A 17862-nucleotide genomic window follows, 5' to 3' on the forward strand; every position below is an offset into this window, starting at 1 on the left:
CGGCGCTCGGAAAGGCCGGGCGGGCGCCGCCGGCCGCCCCGGCTCAGCCGGGCCAGAACGCCAGCAGGTTGGCGCCGAAGTCCAACGCCAGCAGCAGGTTGGCCGCAAGGCGCAGCAGCGCACCCCGGGGCCGCGGGCGGCTGCGCACTGCGAGCACACCGAACCAGGCGCCGATGGCGTTGATGATGAGCCCAAACTCGGCCACCAGCAGCAGTGCGAGCAGCGGCACCCGCGTCGCGCCGCCCGGGGGGCCGCCGCCGAAAATCATCACCAGCAACAGCGGCACCGACACCAGCAGCGCGATGGTCGGGAAGTTGTGGCGGTTCATTCGGTGAACCGGGCGGCGATCCAGGCGGCGATCCAGGCGGGCGGTCCCGGCGGCGGCTGCCGGCTGCACTCAGGCCTTCTGCGCGATGTCGTCCAGGTACTTCTCCGCGTCCAGCGCCGCCATGCAGCCGGTGCCGGCGGAGGTGATGGCCTGGCGGTAGACATGATCCATGACGTCACCGGCGGCAAAGACGCCGGGCACGGACGTTGCCGTGGCATCGCCCTCGGTGCCGCTCTTGACCTTGATGTAGCCGCCGGCCATGTCGAGCTGTCCCTCGAAGATCTGGGTGTTCGGCTGATGGCCGATGGCGATGAACACGCCCTGGAGGTCCACGTCTTCGGTGGTGCTGTCCTTGACGTTCTTGATGCGCATGCCGGTGACGCCGGATGCGTCGCCCAGTACCTCGTCCAGCACATGGTTCCAGGCCAGGCGTACATTGCCGTTCTCGGCCTTGTCGAAGAGCTTCTGCTGCAGGATCTTCTCTGCGCGCAGGGCGTCGCGGCGGTGCACCAGGGTCACCTCCGAGGCGATATTGGACAGGTAGAGCGCTTCCTCCACGGCGGTGTTGCCGCCGCCGATGACCGCCACCTTCTGTCCGCGGTAGAAGAAGCCGTCGCAGGTGGCACAGGCGGAGACGCCGCGGCCCCTGAAGGCCTCTTCCGACGGCAGTCCGAGATACTTGGCGCTGGCACCGGTGGCGATGATCAGCGCATCACAGGTGTAGGTGGCGCTGTCGCCCTTGAGCTCGAAAGGGCGTCGGCTCAGGTCCACGGCACTGATCTGATCCATGATCAGCTCGGTCTCGAAGCGCTCGGCATGCTTGCGCATGCGCTCCATCAGATCCGGGCCCAGGACGCCGTCCGGGTCGCCGGGCCAGTTGTCCACGTCGGTGGTGGTCATCAGCTGACCGCCCTGCTCCAGGCCGGTGACCAGCACCGGGCTCAGGTTCGCCCGGGCGGCGTAGACGGCAGCGGCATAGCCGGCGGGCCCGGAGCCGAGGATCAGCAGTCGGCAGTGTTTGGTCTCGCTCATGGTCTGTCTCCACTCGGGGCCGATGGGCCTGCCCTGGATCTGCTCGGGAACCCGCCCAGCGCCCCTTGGGGGACCCGCTGGCGGACCCGCGCCAGGCTTCTCGGCACACCCGACCCCGCGATCAAAACCCAAGATGCTACGCGCCGTCGGGGGACCGGTAAAGCGGGGGGGGGCGGGGTCAACGTCGGCGACGCTTGCCAGCGCCGCCCGCGGAGCTGCGCTGGGCGCAGGTTCCGTCGGCGCCCGCTCCTGCATCGTTATACTGCGCAGCTGCGCCGATGGCCGCAGGCCGCCGCTGCGAGCCCGCAGCGCGGCCGTTGGGCCGGCGTCTGCTGTGCCTGTGACCGAAGCCTCCGCCATGTCCCGCAAGCCCGCCTGGATCGCCGCACTCGGCCTGCTCGCCGCCGCCCTCGCCGTGGCGCTGCTGCTGGGCGAGGGGCTGCTGCGGCTTGCCGGCCAATCCTATTACTGGGCCATCGCCAAGCGACCCGATCCCATCCTCGGCTGGCGTCCGCCACCGCACATTGCCGCTTGGCAGCGCTTCGAGGGCGCGGCGCTGGTGCGCACCAATGGGCGCGGCTTTCGCGATGACGACCACCCGCGCCGCAAGCCCCCGGGCACGCTGCGTATCGCCGTGCTCGGCGACTCCTTCACGGAGGCGGTGCAGGTGCCCATCGAGGCGACCTGGTGGCAGGTCATGAGTAAGCGGCTGCGCGGCCCGGACTGCGCGCTCGCCAAGCCCCTGGAGACGCTCAGCTTCGCCGTGAGCGGCTACAGCACCGCCCAGTCGCTGCTGGCCTGGCGGGCGCATGCGCGGGACTTCGCGCCGGATGCGGCGGTGCTGGCCTTCTTCATCGGCAACGATCTCACCGAGAACCATCCGGCGCTCGATGCCGAGCCGCTGCGCCCGTACTTTCGCCTGCGCGACGGCGAGCTGGTGCTTGACGACGACTTCCGGCGGGGTCGGGTGTACCGCAAGGCGACCTCGGCCCCCGGACAGGCGCGGCAGTGGCTGCTGGCGCATTCGCGAATTGCCCAGCTGTTTGTGCAGGCCCGGGACGCCCTGCGGCTGCGCGCCTTCGCCAAAGCGGCGCCGCCGGGCGACCGGGCGGCGCCCGCCGCAGAGCCCCGGGAGCCGGGCGTGGACAACGCCGTGTATCGCGCCCCCGCTGACGCCGTCTGGCGGGAGAGCTGGCAGGCGACGGAGGCCATGCTCGCGGCCTTCGCCCGAGAGGTCCGAAGCGCTGGAGCAGAGCCCGTGCTGATGCTCATCGGCACCGGCGCGCAGGTGCACCCCGATCCACGGGTGCCGAGGGGCTTCGCCGCCGCGCTGGGGGTGGCGGACCTTGGCTACCCGGTGCGCCGGCTGCTCGACGCCGCCGGGCGCCATGGCATGGCGGTGCTCAATCTGCCGGCGTTGCTCGCGGCGCAGGCGGAGCGCGACGATGCACTGCTGCACGGCTTTCCGGGTGGTCGGCCCGGCCTCGGGCATTGGAACGCGGCCGGGCATGCGGCGGCCGGCGCTGCCGCGGCGGCGCTGCTATGCGATCAGCTGGCAGGGGCTGCCGCAGCACCCGGCGGGGCTGCCGCCGCGCCCGCCGTGCCCTGACCCTGGGCGCCCGCGCTGGTGCGCATCCGGACCTACGCCACAGACCCGCAGCGCCCAAGCGGCTAAAATCTGCGCTCGGCAAGGCGCCGGGCGCTGCCGGTGCTGCGTCGGAGGCAAAGTCCCGCTGCGGTTGGGGGGTCGGTCATGAAGAGCAAGATGCTGCCGCGCATGGCGTCCATGCTCGCGGTGTGGACCGTGCTGCTGGTGTGGCAGTTGAGCGCGCCCCACCTGGGCGGGTTGGGATTGCTTGTGTTCCTGCTGCTCCTGGCCTGGCCGATCTCGATGGCGGGGGCGGAGTCGGTGTTCTGCCGCCGGCATGCCTTTCGCAGCGAATATCTCGCCGGCCGCAGCTGGCTCTATCGGCTCATGGGCATGGAGCCCCTGGTGCTCGCCGTGGAGGCGGGCAAGGGCCTCGTCCTGGCGGCCCTGCTGATGACCGTCGCGCTGTCGCTCAACCTGCGCGGCTGGGCCGTGTGGCTGCTGGATGTGCTGATCCTCGCCATGCTCATGCCGCGCCTGCCGGGGCTGCTGGCGGACGCCGTGAAGCGGACCTATTTGTTCGCGCTGGCGCGGCGCTGGGCCATCTGGCTCAGCACCCTGCTGCTGTGGCTCGAGTCCGTGTCGGTGCTGCTGTTGCGTGGTGGCGATGACTATCGCGGCCTCAGCTGGCAGGAGGCGCTGGCCTACAGCATGCCGGACGGGCGGCTCGCGGCGGACGGCCTCGTCGATGCGATGGTCCGCTCTTACGCCGGGATGCAGGGACTCGCCGGCTGGTCGCTGTCGGTGCTTGCGGACGGGGCGGACCTCGCCATGCGCCTTGAGGCGCTGCTCGCCCTTGGCGCGGTTGCCCTCCTGTGGCTCCTGGTGGCGCTCGCGTACAGCCGCGCGCTGATCGGTGCGTTGGCGCGTCCGCTCGCCATCTGGCGGCCGCGACCGCGCCGGCGCGCCGGTGGTGACGTGCTCGAGGCCTGGTGGCTCTAGGCCTGGTGGCTGTAGGCAGACGCCGATTGACGGCGTTTCCCGAGCGGGCCGCGACGGCCCGCACTGCTCAGGGACCCAAGTCGCTGACAATGACGGGAACCGGTAACCTGTTCTTCGCTTCCCGTGCCGATTGAAGCCAGCACGACCAATGATCGGCGTGTCCCCGGGGCAGACAGCGTCGAATTCACACGAAGAACCCACGATAACGGTATACTGCGGTTAGTCATTTCACCGCGGAGGCGTATCTCGTGAGCCAGGCGACGCGCGCAGGCCGACTGACCCTCGGGGATTATCTGGACCGGGCCTGGCGCGAGGGCGCCATGTGGACCTTGGTCTGTGCTGCCTTGTACCTCGTGGTGGCACTGGCGAGCTACTCGCCGCAGGACCCGGGATGGTCCTACGTGGGCCAGAGCAGCTCCGTCGCCAACGCCGGCGGGCGCATCGGTGCCGTGTTCGCGGACTTCGCGCTGTTCCTGTTCGGCGTTCTCGCCTATCTGCTGCCGGTGATGGTGGCCTGGAGCGCCTATCTCGTCTTCCGTCAGCGCGCGCCGGAGCCGGAGACGAAGCTGTTCTGGCTGGTGCTGCGCTGGGTGGGCTTCCTGCTGCTGCTGACGGCCGGGGCGGCGCTCGCGAGCATCTACGGCGCGCATCTGATGCCGGAGCTGCCGAACGGCATCGGCGGCGGGCTCGGGCTCCTGGTCACCGAGTATGCGGTGCTGGGGTTCGGCAGCGCGGGGGCGCCGCTCGCGCTCACCGCACTGTTTCTGGTGGGCTTCCTGCTCACCACAGGCATCAGCCCGCTGATGGTGGTGGACGGCCTGGGCGGGCTCACGCTGGCGCTGTTCCGGCTGCCGGTGCAGGGCCTGCGCGCGCTGGGGCGCATGCGCTGGCGCATCCCGATGCCCAGGCTGCCGCGCCGGCGCTCGGCCGACGCTGCGGAGATCGACGCCGACGACGTGGCGGAGGACCTTGAAGACGCGCCGGAGCCGGCGGTTACCGGGACGGTTTCCGAGGCGGAGCTGGGGCCGGCCCGCACCCGGCCCCAGGATGCCCGCTCGCCGGCCGAGCCCGACGATGCAGCGCTCGATGACGCCGTACTCACCGATGTCGCCAGCTTCTACGGGCGCGCAGCGGCGGAGCCGATACCGGAGCCGGCCGCGGCCGATCCCTTCGCACCGACTGAGCAACGGCTCCCCGATGCGTTCTCCGAGCCCGCCCCGGAGATGCCATCGCAGGCAAGCCCGGAGATGCACCGCGTGGCGCCGGCATCGGCGAAGCGCAGCCGCGGCAGAACCTCGGCCGACGGCCGTCAATTACCGCTGCCGCGGCTCGCCGGCGCATACGGCGACCGCCCGCCCCTGGAGCTGCTGGACCCGCCGAAGAAGAGCAGCCGCGCCGTGAGTCCGGCGCAGCTGGAGGCCATGTCGCGGGAGCTGGAAGCCCGGCTCGCGGAGTTCGGCGTCGTGGCTGAGGTGGTCGCCGTACACCCGGGGCCGGTGGTGGCGCTGTTCGAGCTGGAGCTCGCCCCGGGTGTGAAGGTGAGCAAGATCACCGGGCTCGCCAAGGACATCGCCCGCGCCTTGTCGAAGGTCAGCGTGCGCGTGGTGGAAGTGATCCCGGGCAAATCCGTCATCGGGCTGGAGGTGCCGAACGACCAGCGCGAAATGGTGTACCTGAGCGAGACGCTCGGCTCGCACGCCTATGTGGAGGCCAAGTCTCCGCTCACCATCGGCATGGGGACGGACATCGCCGGCGAGCCCGTGGTGGCGGACCTTGGGCGCATGCCGCATGCGCTCATCGCCGGCACCACCGGCTCCGGCAAGTCCGTGGCCATCAACGCCATGATCCTGAGCCTGCTGTACAAGTCCAGCGCCGAGGACGTGCGCCTTATCATGGTGGACCCGAAGATGCTGGAGCTCTCGGTGTACGAGGGCATCCCGCACCTGCTGACGCCGGTGGTGACGGACATGAAGGAAGCCGCCAATGCGCTGCGCTGGTGCGTGGGCGAGATGGAGCGCCGCTACAAGCTCATGGCGGCGCTGGGCGTGCGCAACATCGCTGGTTTCAACCGCAAGGTGCAGGAGGCCATCGACGCCGGCGCGCCCATCCCGGACCCGCTCTACAAGCTGGCGGACGACATGGCGCCGGCCTTCGGCGCGACGGGCGAGCCCGAAATCCCGACCCTGACCAAGCTGCCCTACATTGTCGTCATCATCGATGAGCTGGCTGACATGATGATGGTGGTGGGCAAGAAGGTGGAGGAGCTCATCGCCCGCCTCGCGCAGAAGGCCCGGGCATCGGGCATCCACCTGCTGCTGGCGACCCAGCGGCCGTCCGTGGACGTGCTGACCGGGCTCATCAAGGCCAACATCCCCACGCGCATGGCCTTCAAGGTCTCGGCCCGGGTGGACTCCCGCACCGTGCTGGACCAGATGGGCGCCGAGCACCTGCTGGGTCACGGCGACATGCTCTACCTGCCGCCGGGCGGCAGTATCCCGCAGCGGGTGCACGGCGCTTTCGTGGACGACCACGAGGTGCACCGCGTCGTAGACTTCCTGAAGCAGCAGGGCGAGCCCGACTACATCGACGACATCCTGCAGGAGCCGGGCGAGCACCTGCCGGGCATCGACCCGGAGCCAAAGGGCGGCGGCGATGTCGAAGATCAGGACCCGCTCTTCGATGAAGCCGTGCAGTATGTCGTCGAGAGCCGCCGTGCATCGATTTCCGGCGTGCAGCGCAAGCTCAAGATCGGGTACAACCGGGCAGCGCGGATGGTTGAAGAGATGGAGCGCATCGGTATCGTCGGCCCGGCGGAGACCAATGGTAACCGCGAAGTCCTGGCACCAACGCCCGTGGAGGGCTGAAATTTTGTCGTTCTCGTTGCTGCAACGGCGCCGCTGCCCGGCGCTGCTCCTGTTCCATGTGCTGCTGCTGGCCGTCGCCTGGGCGGCGCCGGCGGCTGGGGCCGTCGCCGACGGCGTTGAAGAGGTCACGGACTACCTGCGGGGCCTGAACAGCCTGCAGGCGGACTTCCGTCAGATCACCATTCCAGCCGACGGGGGCGCCTCGCTGGAGGCGAGCGGGACCTTCTACCTGCTGCGTCCCAACCGCTTCCTGTGGGAGTATGAGAACCCGAGCACCCAGCGCATCGTCGCCGACGGCAAGCGCATCTACATGCACGACACGGAGCTGAACCAGGTCACCCATCGCGGGCAGAAACAGGTGCTGGACGGCACCCCAGCGCAGCTGCTGGCGAGCCGCGAGCCGCCGGAGAAATACTTCGATATCAGCAACCTGAACCGTGACGACAACCGCACCTGGGCAGAGCTGATCCCGAAGACCCAGGACACGGACGTGGCAAAGCTGCAGATCGGCTTCGTGGACGGCGAGCTGGACACGCTGCTGATGGAAGACCGCTTCGGTCAGCTGACGCGCTTCATCTTCACCGACGTGGATCGTAACCCGCAGCTCCAATATTCCATGTTCCGGTTCGAGCGCCCGGACGGCGCCGACTTTCTGCAAGTGGATTGACGGCCGGTGCCGCACGAGCTGATGACCATCCGGCAGCACAGCGCCACATGTTCACGGGCCTGATCCAAGCCATCGGCCACATCGAGCGCATCACCCCCGTCGGCGGTGATATGCGCCTGCGCGTGCGGGCGGCGGACCTCGACCTGACCCGGGTCAGCCTCGGCGACAGCATCGCCGTGAACGGTGTGTGTCTTACGGCGGTGGAGCTGGACGATGGCCACTTTGCGGCCGACGTGTCGCGGGAATCCCTGGACCACACGACGCTCGGCGCCCTCGGGCCCGGCGCGCGCGTCAACCTGGAGACGGCGCTCACGCTGTCCACGCCCCTGGGTGGTCACCTGGTGAGTGGGCATGTGGACGGGGTGGGGCAGGTGCTGGAGGTGCGCGAAGACGCCCGCTCCTGGCGGCTGCAGATCCATGCCCCCGGCGAGCTGGCGCGCTACATCGCGCACAAGGGCTCCATTTGCGTGGACGGCACCAGCCTGACGGTGAACCGGGTGGTGGGCAGCGTGTTCGACCTGAACATCGTGCCGCATACACTGCAAGAGACCATCATCGGCGACTACCGCGCCGGCACCCGGGTCAACCTGGAGGTGGACCTTGTCGCGCGCTACCTGGAGCGGCTGCTGCTGGGTGACCGCGCCGCGGATGGGAATGTCGAGGGGATCACGGAAGAATTCCTGCGTCGGCATGGTTTTGCGAGCTGACGCCTGAGACATCTGCCGGCGCCCCCCCGGGCGATCATCCCGGTGAAGTGCGATGGCCAGCGCCTGAGCGCTGTCCTGCACGCCCGCGATTGCAGCGAAGACGCGCATCCAGCGGTGACGCTGCCGGGCGCCTGTGATAAGTTGACGGGCTGTTTCGCAGTTCTCGCCCGCAGCCCCCCTCCCGTCCCCTTTGGCCATGCCGCTCAATTCCACCGAAGAGATCATCAGCGACCTTCGCGCGGGCCGCATGGTTGTCATCATGGACGATGAAGACCGGGAGAACGAGGGCGATCTGCTCATCGCCGCCGACTGCGTCACGCCCGAGTCCATCAACTTCATGGCCAAGTACGGCCGCGGGCTCATCTGTCTCACGCTGACCAAGGCCCGCTGCGAGCGCCTGCACCTGCCGCTCATGGTCAACGCCAACAACGCGCCGCATGCCACGGCCTTCACCGTGTCCATCGAGGCGGCGCGCGGCGTCACCACCGGCATCTCCGCCGCCGACCGCGCGCAGACCATCCGTGCTGCGGTGGCGCCGGACGCCAAGTCGTCGGACCTGGTGCAGCCGGGTCACGTGTTCCCGCTCATGGCGCAGCCGGGCGGCGTGCTGGTGCGCGCCGGCCACACCGAGGCGGGCTGCGACCTGGCGCGGCTCGCGGGCTTCGAGCCCGCTGCGGTGATCGTCGAGGTGCTGAACGAAGACGGCACCATGGCCCGGCGACCGGATCTGGAGGCCTTCGCCGCCGAGCACGGGCTCAAGATCGGCACCATCGCGGACCTGATCCATTACCGGGTCGCCAACGAGAAGGCCGTGATGCGCGAGGAGCGCTGTGAGCTGCCGACGGAGCTCGGCAACTTCCACGTCACCGCCTACCGTGACACCATCGAGGGCGAGGTGCACCTGGCCCTGGTGCTGGGCGAGGTCTCCCCGGATCGCCCCACCCTGGTGCGTGTGCACCTGCAGAACACCCTGTGCGACCTGTTCGGGGCCTACCACCCCGCCTGCGGCTGGCCCCTCAAGGACGTCATGCAGCAGATCTCGGAGGCGGGGGAGGGCGTCATCGTCGTGCTGCGCAACCGCGACCGCTCGGATGACGTGCTGGGCAAGGTGCGGCAGCTGTGCAATCTGGAGCGCGAGGAATTGGCCCCACCCCTGCGCACGGACCGCAGCGAGCTTCGCACCTACGGCATCGGCGCGCAGATCCTGGCCGATCTGGGCGTGCGCAGGATGCGCGTCATGAGCGCGCCCAAGGCCATGCACGGCATCTCCGGATTCGACCTCGAAGTGGTGGAGTACGTGGGCAGCTGAGCGGCGTCCCCCGAGACCACCTCAACCCGTTTCGGTAACAGACCATGATCAAGACCGTCGAAGGCGTGCTGCGCGCGGACCAGGGCCGCTTCTGCCTGGTGGTGTCGCGCTGGAACAGCTATATCGTCGAGAGCCTGGAGAAGGGCGCAATCGACACCCTGCTGCGCCACGGTGCCGATGAGGCGAATCTCACCATCGTGCGGGTGCCCGGTGCCTTCGAGATGCCGGTGACCATCGAGCGCATCGCCGCCAAGGGCGGGTTCGACGCCATCATTGCGCTCGGCGCCGTCATCCGCGGCGGCACCCCGCATTTCGAGTACGTCGCCGGCGAATGCGTCAAGGGCATCGCCCAGGTGAGCCTGAAGCACGCGGTGCCCGTGGCCTTCGGTGTGCTCACCGTGGACAGCATCGAGCAGGCCATCGAGCGCGCCGGTACCAAGGCCGGCAACAAGGGGGCGGAAGCGGCCATGTCGGCACTGGAGATGGTCGATCTGCTGCGGCAGCTGGACTGATGGCCGGTCCGCGCAGCGAAGCCCGCCGCTATGCGCTGCTGGCCCTCTACCAGTGGCAGCTGAGCGCCCAGGACCCGGCGGAGGTGGTGCGCCACTTCCTGGACGACCCGGCCTGGGCCGCTGCCGTGGCCGAGGACCTGCTCGGCGAGACGGGCGATGCGGATGCCGACACCCCGACCCCTGCGCGCTGGGACGCCCAGCTGTTCAGCGAGCTCGTGCGCGGCGCCGCGGAGCACGCGGATGCCATCGACGACGCCCTGCGCCCACTGCTGGACCGCGCCGTCACCAGCCTGGACCCGGTGGAGCGCAACATCCTGCGCATGGGCACCTATGAGCTGCTGTACTCGCCGCAGCTGCCCGTGGGGGTCATCATCAACGAGGCGGTGAACCTGGCCCGGGAGTTCGGCGCCAGCGAGGGCCACCGCTACGTCAATGGGGTGCTGGACAGGCTCGCCCGACAGGTGCGGGGCGACGGCCGTGCCGCCGGCACGCGCTGACGGGCGCGCGGGGTACTGAGGCTGGAATCGCTTTGCGCCCGGACGTCTCCGAATTCGATCTGATCCGCCGCTGCCTCACCGGCGTCGGCGCCGCCCGCGACGATGTGCGGGTGGACGTGGGCGACGACTGCGCGCTGCTGCGGGTGCCGCCCGGGCGGGAGCTGGCCGTGGGCATCGATACCCTGGTGGCCGGCGTCCATTTCCTGCCGGACTGCGATCCGGCGGCCCTCGGCTGGAAGGCGCTCGCCGTGAACCTGAGCGACCTCGCCGCCGTCGGCGCCGAGCCCGCCTGGGCCACGCTGGCGCTGACGCTGCCGGCGGCGGACGAGGATTGGCTCGCGGCCTTCGCCCGCGGCTTCGGCGAGCTGGCGGCGGCCGAGGACGTGCGCCTGGTGGGCGGCGACCTCACCCGCGGGCCGTTGACGGTCACGGTGCAGGCGCATGGCTTCGTGCCCATGGACCATGCACTGCGCCGGGACGGCGCCCGCCCCGGCGATCTCGTCTGCGTAAGCGGTGCCTTGGGTGACGCGGGCCTGGCGCTGCGGCACCTGTTGGCGGGGGAGCCCGTGGACGACTATCTGCGCCGCCGCCTGGAGCGGCCGACGCCGCGGGTGGCCCTGGGCGAGGTGCTGCGCGGCCTTGCCACCGCCGCCATTGACCTGTCGGACGGGCTGCTCTCGGACCTGGGGCATGTGCTGGCGGCGAGCGGCTGTGCCGCGCGGGTGGAGCTGGACCGATTGCCCCTGACGGATCAGGTGGCGGCGGCCGTCGCCGCAGCGGACGATTGGACGCTGCCGCTCGCCGCCGGCGACGACTACGAGCTCTGCTTCACCCTGCCGCGGGCCGCCGCGGGGCAGCTGCCGGTGCTGGCGGCCGCCGCGGGGTGCCCGCTCACCACCATCGGCGAGATCGAGTCGGGCAGCGGCCTGCGCTGCGTGCATGCCGACGGGACCCCTTGGCAGCCCCGGGGCCGCGGTTACGATCACTTCGCGACGGCCTGATGTGGGCATGTCGGCGGCCGCGGATGCGCGGCTCGGCCCGCCCGGACAGGTGCGGCTGTGCGACAATGCGCGGCGCCATGAACATTTTCTTGATCCTGATCATTGCCGTTGGGTAAGGAGCCCATGATGAACGCATCCGCAGAGACCACAGCACCCAATTTCAACACCTCCGATCCCAAGCACCTGCTCGCCTTCGGCTTCGGTGCCGGCCTTGCCCCCAAGGCGCCGGGCACCGTGGGCACGCTCGTGGGCGTGGCGCTGTACCTGATCCTGTCCATGCTGCCGGTGGCGCTCTACGTGCTTGTCGTCGCCGGCCTGTTCGCCGCCGGTGTCTGGGCGGTGGGGAGCGTGGCGGAGGAGCTCGGCGCAGATGATCCGCCTGCCATCGTCTGGGACGAAGTCGTGGGCTTCCTGATTGCGATGATCGCCGCCCCCGCGGGCATTATGTGGCTCATCGCCGGCTTTGCGCTGTTCCGTGCCTTCGATATCACCAAGCCCTGGCCCATTGCGAGCTTCGAAGGGCGCTTCAAGGGCGGCATCGGCATCATGCTGGACGACCTCGTGGCCGGCCTGTACACCTGGCTCATCCTGCACGTCATGTGGATGATGGTGGAGGCCTCGCTGCGCGGTGCCGGTGCCCACTGACGCGGCACGCGGGCCAGCGCAGGGCGTCCGGCGGCTGTACCCATGAGCGATCTGACCACGCCGAATCCGGAGGGGCTGGAGCGCCTCCCGCTGCACCTGTTCAGCGAGCGGGCGTATCTGGACTATTCCATGTACGTCATTCTCGACCGTGCGCTGCCGCATGTCGGGGACGGGCTGAAGCCGGTGCAGCGGCGCATCCTCTACGCCATGTCGGACCTTGGCCTCTCGGCGACGGCCAAGTTCAAGAAGTCCGCGCGCACCGTCGGCGACGTGCTGGGCAAGTTCCATCCGCACGGGGACTCCGCCTGCTACGAGGCCATGGTGCTGATGGCCCAGTCCTTCAGCTACCGCTATCCGCTCATCGACGGCCAGGGCAACTGGGGCTCCGCGGACGACCCCAAGTCCTTTGCGGCCATGCGCTACACCGAGGCGCGGCTGGCCCGCTACTCGGAAGTGCTGCTGGCGGAGGTGGGGCAGGGCACCGTCGATTGGCAGCCGAACTTCGACGGCACCCTGGAAGAGCCGAAGCTCCTGCCCGCCCGGCTGCCGAACCTGCTGCTGAACGGCGCCGCCGGCATCGCCGTCGGCATGGCCACGGACATCCCGTCGCACAACCTGCGCGAGGTGGCCCGCGCCTGCATTCACCTGCTCCGGCACCCTGACGCCACGGTCGCGGAGCTGATGCGGCACGTGCCGGGGCCGGACCTGCCCACCGCCGGGGAGATCGTCACGCCTGCGGACGAGCTGAGGCGGTTGTACGAGACGGGCCAGGGCGGCATCAAGCAGCGTGCCCGCTGGAGCCTGGAACAGGGAGAGATCGTCATCAGCGCGCTGCCGTATCAGGTCTCCGGCAACCGGATCATGGAGCAGATTGCGGCCCAGATGCAGGCCAAGAAACTGCCCATGATCGAGGACCTGCGGGACGAATCGGATCATGAATGCCCCACCCGCTTCGTTATCGTGCCGCGCTCCAACCGCGTGGACGTGCCGCGGCTCATGTCGCACCTGTTCGCCACCACGGACCTGGAGAAGGGCTACCGGGTGAATCTCAACATGATCGCCATGGACGGGCGCCCGCGGGTCATGAACCTGCGGGAGATCCTGAGCGAGTGGCTGGACTACCGCCGCGCCACAGTGCGCCGACGGCTTCAGCATCGCCTGGACAAGGTGCTGGAGCGCCTGCATCTGTTGGAAGGCCTGCTCATCGCCTTCCTCAACATCGACGAGGTGATCCGCATCATCCGCACCGAGGACGAGCCGAAGCCCGTGCTGATGGCCCGCTTCGAGCTCTCCGACGCCCAGGCGGAGTATGTGCTGAACACCCGGCTGCGGCAGCTGGCGCGCCTGGAGGAGATCAAGATCCGTGGCGAGCAGGACGAGCTGCGGGCCGAGCGCGATCAGCTGCAGGCGACATTGGGCGACGCAGGGAGGCTCCGCGACCTCATTATCGAGGAGATCGAGCAGGATGCGGAGACCTACGGCGACGAGCGCCGCTCGCCACTGGTGGAGCGCGACGGCGCGCAGGCCCTGAACGACACGGAGCTGAGTCCGAGCGAGGCGGTGACTGTGATTCTGTCCACCAAGGGCTGGGTGCGCCAGGCCAAGGGGCACGACATCGACCCCTCCGGGCTTGCCTACAAGGCTGGTGACGCCTTTCTCGGGGTGGCGCGGCTGCGCAGCAATCAGCCTGCCGTCTTCCTGGATTCCACCGGCCGTGCCTACTCGCTGCCCGCGCATACCCTGCCGTCCGCCCGCGGGCAGGGCGAGCCCCTCACCGGTCGGCTGGACCCGCCGCCCGGTGCCGGCTTCGTGGCCGTGCTGGGCGGCGAGCCGCAGGCGACCTGGCTCTTGGCGTCGGATGCGGGCTATGGCTTCATCTGCACCCTTGCGGACCTGTTTGCTAAGCCCAAGAGCGGCAAGGCGGTGCTGACGCTGCCTGCGGGCGCCCGGGTGCTGCCGCCCGTGCCGGTGCCGGGGAGCGCCGCGGACCTGGTGGTGGCCGCCACCAGCAGCGGGCACCTGCTGGCCTTCCCGGCGGCCGATCTGCCGCAGCTCGCGCGCGGCAAGGGCAACAAGATCATCGGCATCCCCTCGGCGCGGGCGAAGGGACGGGAAGAGACTGTTGCAGCCCTGGCCGTGTTGCCGGCGGCCGCGAGCCTCGCAGTGATTGCGGGTAAGCGCACGCTGACGCTGAAGCCCGAGGACGTGCAACGCTATATTGGTGAGCGCGGCCGGCGCGGGGCGCTGCTGCCGCGCGGCTTCCAGCGGGTGGATGCCCTGCGGGCGGCTTGAGGTCTGACGTTGCTCCGGCGTGCTGGCCCTTGCTCGCTGGCCCAGGGTGCTGCACTGTGTGCCCAACACTCGAGACCGGCGCCGCCGGCTCTGAGCCCGCTTTCTCAGCCTTTGGGCGGCGTACTCGGGAAGCGCTGCCCCGCGGCCTCCCCAACGGGTCGGGCGTAAGGGTATCGCAATGTTGGTTGTGGTCTGAGTCGGCCCCAGACCCCACACTCATGATGGTTCAAGACGCCCTTTCGGGCCCGGAGTGAATGACATGCATGCAGTCTTTTCTACGAGCACTGCTTTACGGACGCCGTGCGGGCATGGGCGGGAACCGTCGGCTGCCCTCGCGTCTGCTGCCCTCGCCTGCTCTGCTCTCGCCTCTGCTGATGGCAATCGCCGCAGTGCCGGCGCACGGCAGCGCCGGCGAGCGTTGCTGCTGAGCCCCCTTGCTTTGGTGTTTGGCTTCTTGCTGATGCTGCCGACCGCGACCTATGCCTTCAACTTCCAGCCGACAGAAAAGGATTACTATTTGTACCCAGACTTCTGTAAGGCGAAGATGTCCGATTTCCATCGCAATCGAAAGGGCTGGTGGGACACGAAGTTTCCCATCAACGAAGGCCAGATCGCGTTTTGGAGAAACGCCATTGGCCCCGATTGGCAGCATCTGCATCATTATTGCTCTGGACTCACGAAGCTGTCACAGGCCAAGGATGTGATGTGGCTGCGCAAGGCTCGGTTAAGTGCCAGGGAGCGGTTCCGGCATGCGGCCGCGCAGTTTGACTACATGCTGAAGCGCTCGCGACCGGGTCAGCCGCTTTGGGAGCAGATGTCGCTGAATTATGCGGAATCCGTAGGCGGCGCGGGTGAGTATAAGGAGGCGATGGAGGTGCTTGCCGGGGTGCTGAAGCAGAACCCGAAGAGTACGGATGCATACGTGCTCATGGGCCGGCTGACCAAGCGGCGCGGCGACATCAATGAGGCCATCGCCTATCTGGAGCAGGGGCTCGAGGCGGGCGCGAAGCCGGGGCCGCTGCTGTTCTACCTGGCCGACTATTACTTCGACCTGGGCGATTACAGGCAGGCGCAGGCGTACGTGGAGCGCGCGGAGGCCGCGGGCATGAAAATGGACAGGCTGAAGCGCAAGCTGCCGGACAGCTACGCCGGAACAGGCGCGGACTGACGGCGTCCCCCGGCCGGCGGGGAGCGCCGAGGCTGCATGGGTGAGGCAGCGGGCGGCGGCCTCCGTCAGGCGGCCTGGTGGAGCTACGCCGGCAGCCTCTACCTGACCGCAGGCCAGTTTATCCTGGGCATCGTGCTGGCCCGTATCCTCGGGCCGGCGGACTTCGGCGTCTTCATCGCGGTGACCGCCTACACCTCGCTGCTGTTGCTGGGGGCGCAGCTCGGGTTTCCGCAGGCTCTGCTCCAGGCGCGATCCCTGACGCCTGAGGCCATCGACGCGGTCTTCTGGACCATCACGTCCCTGACCTTCCTGGCGGTGCTCGCTGCTTGGCTGTTGTCGGCGCAGCTGGCGGTCTTCTACGATGCGGCGGCGTTCCGGCCGGTGCTGCTGGCCACGAGCCTCGGCCTGCTGCTCATGCCCTACACGGCGGTGGGCTTCGCGCTGTTGCGCCGCGAGATGCGCTTCGCCGAAGTGGCGCGGATGAACATCCTGGCGTTCAACGCCTCGGCGGTCGTCTCCTTGGCGGCGGCGTTGAGCGGCCTCGGCGTCTACAGCCTTGTGCTTGCCGGGATTGTCAGCATGGCGGTGAACGGCGTCAGCATCTTTCGCGCCTTGGGCTGGCGACCCTGTGGGCCTGCGCTGCGGCCGGTGACGCCGCTCTTGCATTACGCGCGCTACGCCGCCGTCAACAGCCTGATCGGGGCGTCGGCAAGCCGCATCGACAACATGATCATCGGCGCGCTGCTTGGGGCGGCCCATCTGGGCCTCTACAACCGCGCCTACTCCCTCGCGCGGATCCCCACGGATCAGTTCGGTGAGAGCCTGGGCCCGCTGCTGCTCGGGGCCCTCGCCCGCATCCAGGACGATGCTGCCGCCTCCAGAGCGCAATTCTTCAAGGCGCTCACCGCCATCTGCGTGGTGACCTTTCCGATGCTGGCTTTGCTGCTGGTGGCGGGGCCACTGGCCATCGAGCTGCTCTACGGCAGCGCCTGGGCAGGTGCCGGGATGCCGGTGCAGGTGATGGCGCTGGGGGGTATGGCGCTCGCGGTGGCGGTGTCACTGCGGGGGGTGGTGAACGCGCAGGGTCTGGTGCGCGAGCTGGCGGTGGCCAATCTGGTCACGCTCGGGCTGACGGTGATTGCCGTCTTCGCGCTGGCCCCCTGGGGGTTGGTGGCCATCGCCGCCGGCATCTCCCTGCGGGAGGCCGTTATGACGCTGTGGCTGCATCGGCTGGTGGCACGCTCGCAGCTTGCGGTGCGGCCTCGCGAGACCCTGCATGCACTGTTGCCGCCGTTGGCTGCCGCCGCCATCGGCGTACTGGCGGGGTCTGTCGTCGCCTGGGTGGTGCCGGACCTGTCCGGGCCTGGGGCCTTGCTGCGCCTGGCAGGGATCTGTGCCGCGATACTCGTCTGCTTTGCGGCGGCGCTTGGCCTGCTCGCGCGCCTGTGGCGCTCACATGGGCCGCTGCGAGCCGTCGCGGATCTCGCAACCGAGAGCCTGGGTCGGGTCAATTCGCGGGTGGCGCGCCGGCTGCGTCAGCTGCTGGCGTTGTGACGGGCACATCGGATCGACATCGGTCCCGACCCCGCGCAGCCGTTCTCGTCGCAGGCAGTCAGTTCCGGGAGCGGTCCCACCGGGGATGGGACCGTGGATGCCGTGGGCTCAGCCCAGGTCAGGCCTCAAAGCTCGCCGTTGGCCCCGGCCGTCATGATGGACTCGATCTTGTCCCGCACCATTTCCGCCTTCTCCAGCAGCTCCGGCGACAGGTTGGCGCTGGGGATGATCTTGCCGAGGTCGAGGGTCACCAGCCACGGCTTGCCTTCCGCGTCTTCGATCAGGGTGATGCGACAGGGCAGATAGGCGGAGAAGTCCGGATTGAAGATGACCATCTCGTTGGCGATGCGGGCGTCACAGAACTGGAAGATCTCGATGCGCTTGCTCTCGATGCCCATGGATTCCAGCTCCTTGTACAGCGGCAGATGGGCGACGAGCTTGAAGTTCAGGGTATTGGCGCGGAGCTTCATCGAATCCACCGCATCGTCCATGGAAACATCGTCCGCCAGCGGCATCTTCAGCACCGTCTCGGCGATGGAGATCCCCTCCGCCGCGGTGGCGCTGATGGGCGCGCCCAGCAGCATGGACAGCAGGACAAGGATCGGCATGATTGGGTTACGCATCGGAACGAGGTCTCCTCTTACAGCCGTCGGCCGGGGTGGCTCCTGTGCATCCGACGGCGGCTATCGTTGTCAC

The 17862-nt window shown here is 69.0% G+C and carries 16 protein-coding genes; 13 read left to right on the forward strand and 3 right to left on the reverse strand.

From position 1 onward, the window contains the following. Positions 1-43: 43 nt before the first annotated feature. Positions 44-328, reverse strand: coding sequence for a hypothetical protein (locus QZ607_RS09360; protein WP_295882127.1), 285 nt, complete (start codon positions 326-328; stop codon positions 44-46). 69 nt (positions 329-397) lie between these two features. Then, the gene (gene trxB / locus QZ607_RS09365) at positions 398-1360 is read right to left on the reverse strand and encodes a thioredoxin-disulfide reductase (protein WP_295882128.1); all 963 of its coding nucleotides are present in this window, start codon (positions 1358-1360) and stop codon (positions 398-400) included. Positions 1361-1718: 358 nt separating this feature from the next. On the opposite strand from trxB, the gene QZ607_RS09370 reads away from it, so the two are divergent. The 13 genes from QZ607_RS09370 (at position 1719) to QZ607_RS09430 (ending at position 17166) form a co-directional block, all read left to right on the forward strand. Next, on the forward strand, positions 1719-2969 hold the full coding sequence (locus tag QZ607_RS09370; RefSeq protein WP_295882130.1) for an SGNH/GDSL hydrolase family protein: 1251 nt from the start codon (positions 1719-1721) through the stop codon (positions 2967-2969). 144 nt (positions 2970-3113) lie between these two features. After that, on the forward strand, positions 3114-3950 hold the full coding sequence (locus QZ607_RS09375; RefSeq protein ID WP_295882132.1) for a hypothetical protein: 837 nt from the start codon (positions 3114-3116) through the stop codon (positions 3948-3950). Between the two features lie 248 nt (positions 3951-4198). Next, a complete protein-coding gene (locus tag QZ607_RS09380; protein ID WP_295882134.1) occupies positions 4199-6814 on the forward strand; it encodes a DNA translocase FtsK in 2616 nt (871 codons plus the stop codon). Positions 6815-6818: 4 nt separating this feature from the next. Next, positions 6819-7481, forward strand: coding sequence for an outer membrane lipoprotein chaperone LolA (gene lolA / locus QZ607_RS09385; protein WP_295882135.1), 663 nt, complete (start codon positions 6819-6821; stop codon positions 7479-7481). A 47-nt stretch (positions 7482-7528) separates the two neighbouring features. Further along, positions 7529-8188, forward strand: a complete 660-nt coding sequence (locus tag QZ607_RS09390) for a riboflavin synthase (RefSeq protein ID WP_295882137.1) — start codon at positions 7529-7531, stop codon at positions 8186-8188. A 196-nt stretch (positions 8189-8384) separates the two neighbouring features. Next, positions 8385-9497: a bifunctional 3,4-dihydroxy-2-butanone-4-phosphate synthase/GTP cyclohydrolase II gene (gene ribBA / locus QZ607_RS09395; RefSeq protein WP_295882139.1), complete on the forward strand. Its 1113-nt coding sequence runs from the start codon at positions 8385-8387 to the stop codon at positions 9495-9497. A 44-nt stretch (positions 9498-9541) separates the two neighbouring features. Beyond that, positions 9542-10009, forward strand: coding sequence for a 6,7-dimethyl-8-ribityllumazine synthase (ribE, locus tag QZ607_RS09400; RefSeq protein WP_295882141.1), 468 nt, complete (start codon positions 9542-9544; stop codon positions 10007-10009). Next, positions 10009-10506: a transcription antitermination factor NusB gene (nusB, locus tag QZ607_RS09405; RefSeq protein ID WP_295882143.1), complete on the forward strand. Its 498-nt coding sequence runs from the start codon at positions 10009-10011 to the stop codon at positions 10504-10506. The genes ribE and nusB overlap by 1 nt, the downstream gene beginning before the upstream one ends. A 32-nt stretch (positions 10507-10538) precedes the next feature. Beyond that, the gene (gene thiL / locus QZ607_RS09410) at positions 10539-11507 is read left to right on the forward strand and encodes a thiamine-phosphate kinase (RefSeq protein WP_295882145.1); all 969 of its coding nucleotides are present in this window, start codon (positions 10539-10541) and stop codon (positions 11505-11507) included. A 126-nt stretch (positions 11508-11633) separates the two neighbouring features. Then, positions 11634-12152 carry a phosphatidylglycerophosphatase A gene (locus tag QZ607_RS09415; protein ID WP_295882146.1) on the forward strand — a complete coding sequence of 173 codons (519 nt, stop codon included), beginning with the start codon at positions 11634-11636 and terminating at the stop codon, positions 12150-12152. Between the two features lie 42 nt (positions 12153-12194). Beyond that, positions 12195-14444, forward strand: a complete 2250-nt coding sequence (gene parC, locus QZ607_RS09420; RefSeq protein ID WP_295882148.1) for a DNA topoisomerase IV subunit A — start codon at positions 12195-12197, stop codon at positions 14442-14444. Positions 14445-14703: 259 nt separating this feature from the next. Continuing rightward, positions 14704-15612 carry a tetratricopeptide repeat protein gene (locus QZ607_RS09425; protein WP_295882150.1) on the forward strand — a complete coding sequence of 303 codons (909 nt, stop codon included), beginning with the start codon at positions 14704-14706 and terminating at the stop codon, positions 15610-15612. 36 nt (positions 15613-15648) lie between these two features. Next, a complete protein-coding gene (locus QZ607_RS09430) occupies positions 15649-17166 on the forward strand; it encodes an oligosaccharide flippase family protein (RefSeq protein WP_295882151.1) in 1518 nt (505 codons plus the stop codon). 125 nt (positions 17167-17291) lie between these two features. Here QZ607_RS09430 and QZ607_RS09435 read toward each other — a convergent pair whose 3' ends face one another. Beyond that, positions 17292-17789, reverse strand: coding sequence for a DUF302 domain-containing protein (locus QZ607_RS09435; protein WP_295882152.1), 498 nt, complete (start codon positions 17787-17789; stop codon positions 17292-17294). Positions 17790-17862: the final 73 nt, after the last annotated feature.

Source organism: uncultured Thiohalocapsa sp. (assembly GCF_913063425.1).
GTDB lineage: Bacteria > Pseudomonadota > Gammaproteobacteria > Chromatiales > Chromatiaceae > Thiohalocapsa.

Bases quoted from the DNA above. Each gene is read 5' to 3' on its own strand.
- QZ607_RS09375 (WP_295882132.1), top strand. From the start codon at position 3,114: ATGAAGAGCAAGATGCTGCCGCGCATGGCGTCCATGCTCGCGGTGTGG.
- QZ607_RS09415 (WP_295882146.1), top strand. From the start codon at position 11,634: ATGAACGCATCCGCAGAGACCACAGCACCCAATTTCAACACCTCCGAT.
- QZ607_RS09360 (WP_295882127.1), bottom strand. From the start codon at position 328: ATGAACCGCCACAACTTCCCGACCATCGCGCTGCTGGTGTCGGTGCCG.
- QZ607_RS09425 (WP_295882150.1), top strand. From the start codon at position 14,704: ATGCATGCAGTCTTTTCTACGAGCACTGCTTTACGGACGCCGTGCGGG.
- ribE (WP_295882141.1), top strand. From the start codon at position 9,542: ATGATCAAGACCGTCGAAGGCGTGCTGCGCGCGGACCAGGGCCGCTTC.
- nusB (WP_295882143.1), top strand. From the start codon at position 10,009: ATGGCCGGTCCGCGCAGCGAAGCCCGCCGCTATGCGCTGCTGGCCCTC.
- parC (WP_295882148.1), top strand. From the start codon at position 12,195: ATGAGCGATCTGACCACGCCGAATCCGGAGGGGCTGGAGCGCCTCCCG.
- QZ607_RS09435 (WP_295882152.1), bottom strand. From the start codon at position 17,789: ATGCGTAACCCAATCATGCCGATCCTTGTCCTGCTGTCCATGCTGCTG.
- QZ607_RS09390 (WP_295882137.1), top strand. From the start codon at position 7,529: ATGTTCACGGGCCTGATCCAAGCCATCGGCCACATCGAGCGCATCACC.
- trxB (WP_295882128.1), bottom strand. From the start codon at position 1,360: ATGAGCGAGACCAAACACTGCCGACTGCTGATCCTCGGCTCCGGGCCC.
- QZ607_RS09430 (WP_295882151.1), top strand. From the start codon at position 15,649: ATGGGTGAGGCAGCGGGCGGCGGCCTCCGTCAGGCGGCCTGGTGGAGC.
- QZ607_RS09370 (WP_295882130.1), top strand. From the start codon at position 1,719: ATGTCCCGCAAGCCCGCCTGGATCGCCGCACTCGGCCTGCTCGCCGCC.
- ribBA (WP_295882139.1), top strand. From the start codon at position 8,385: ATGCCGCTCAATTCCACCGAAGAGATCATCAGCGACCTTCGCGCGGGC.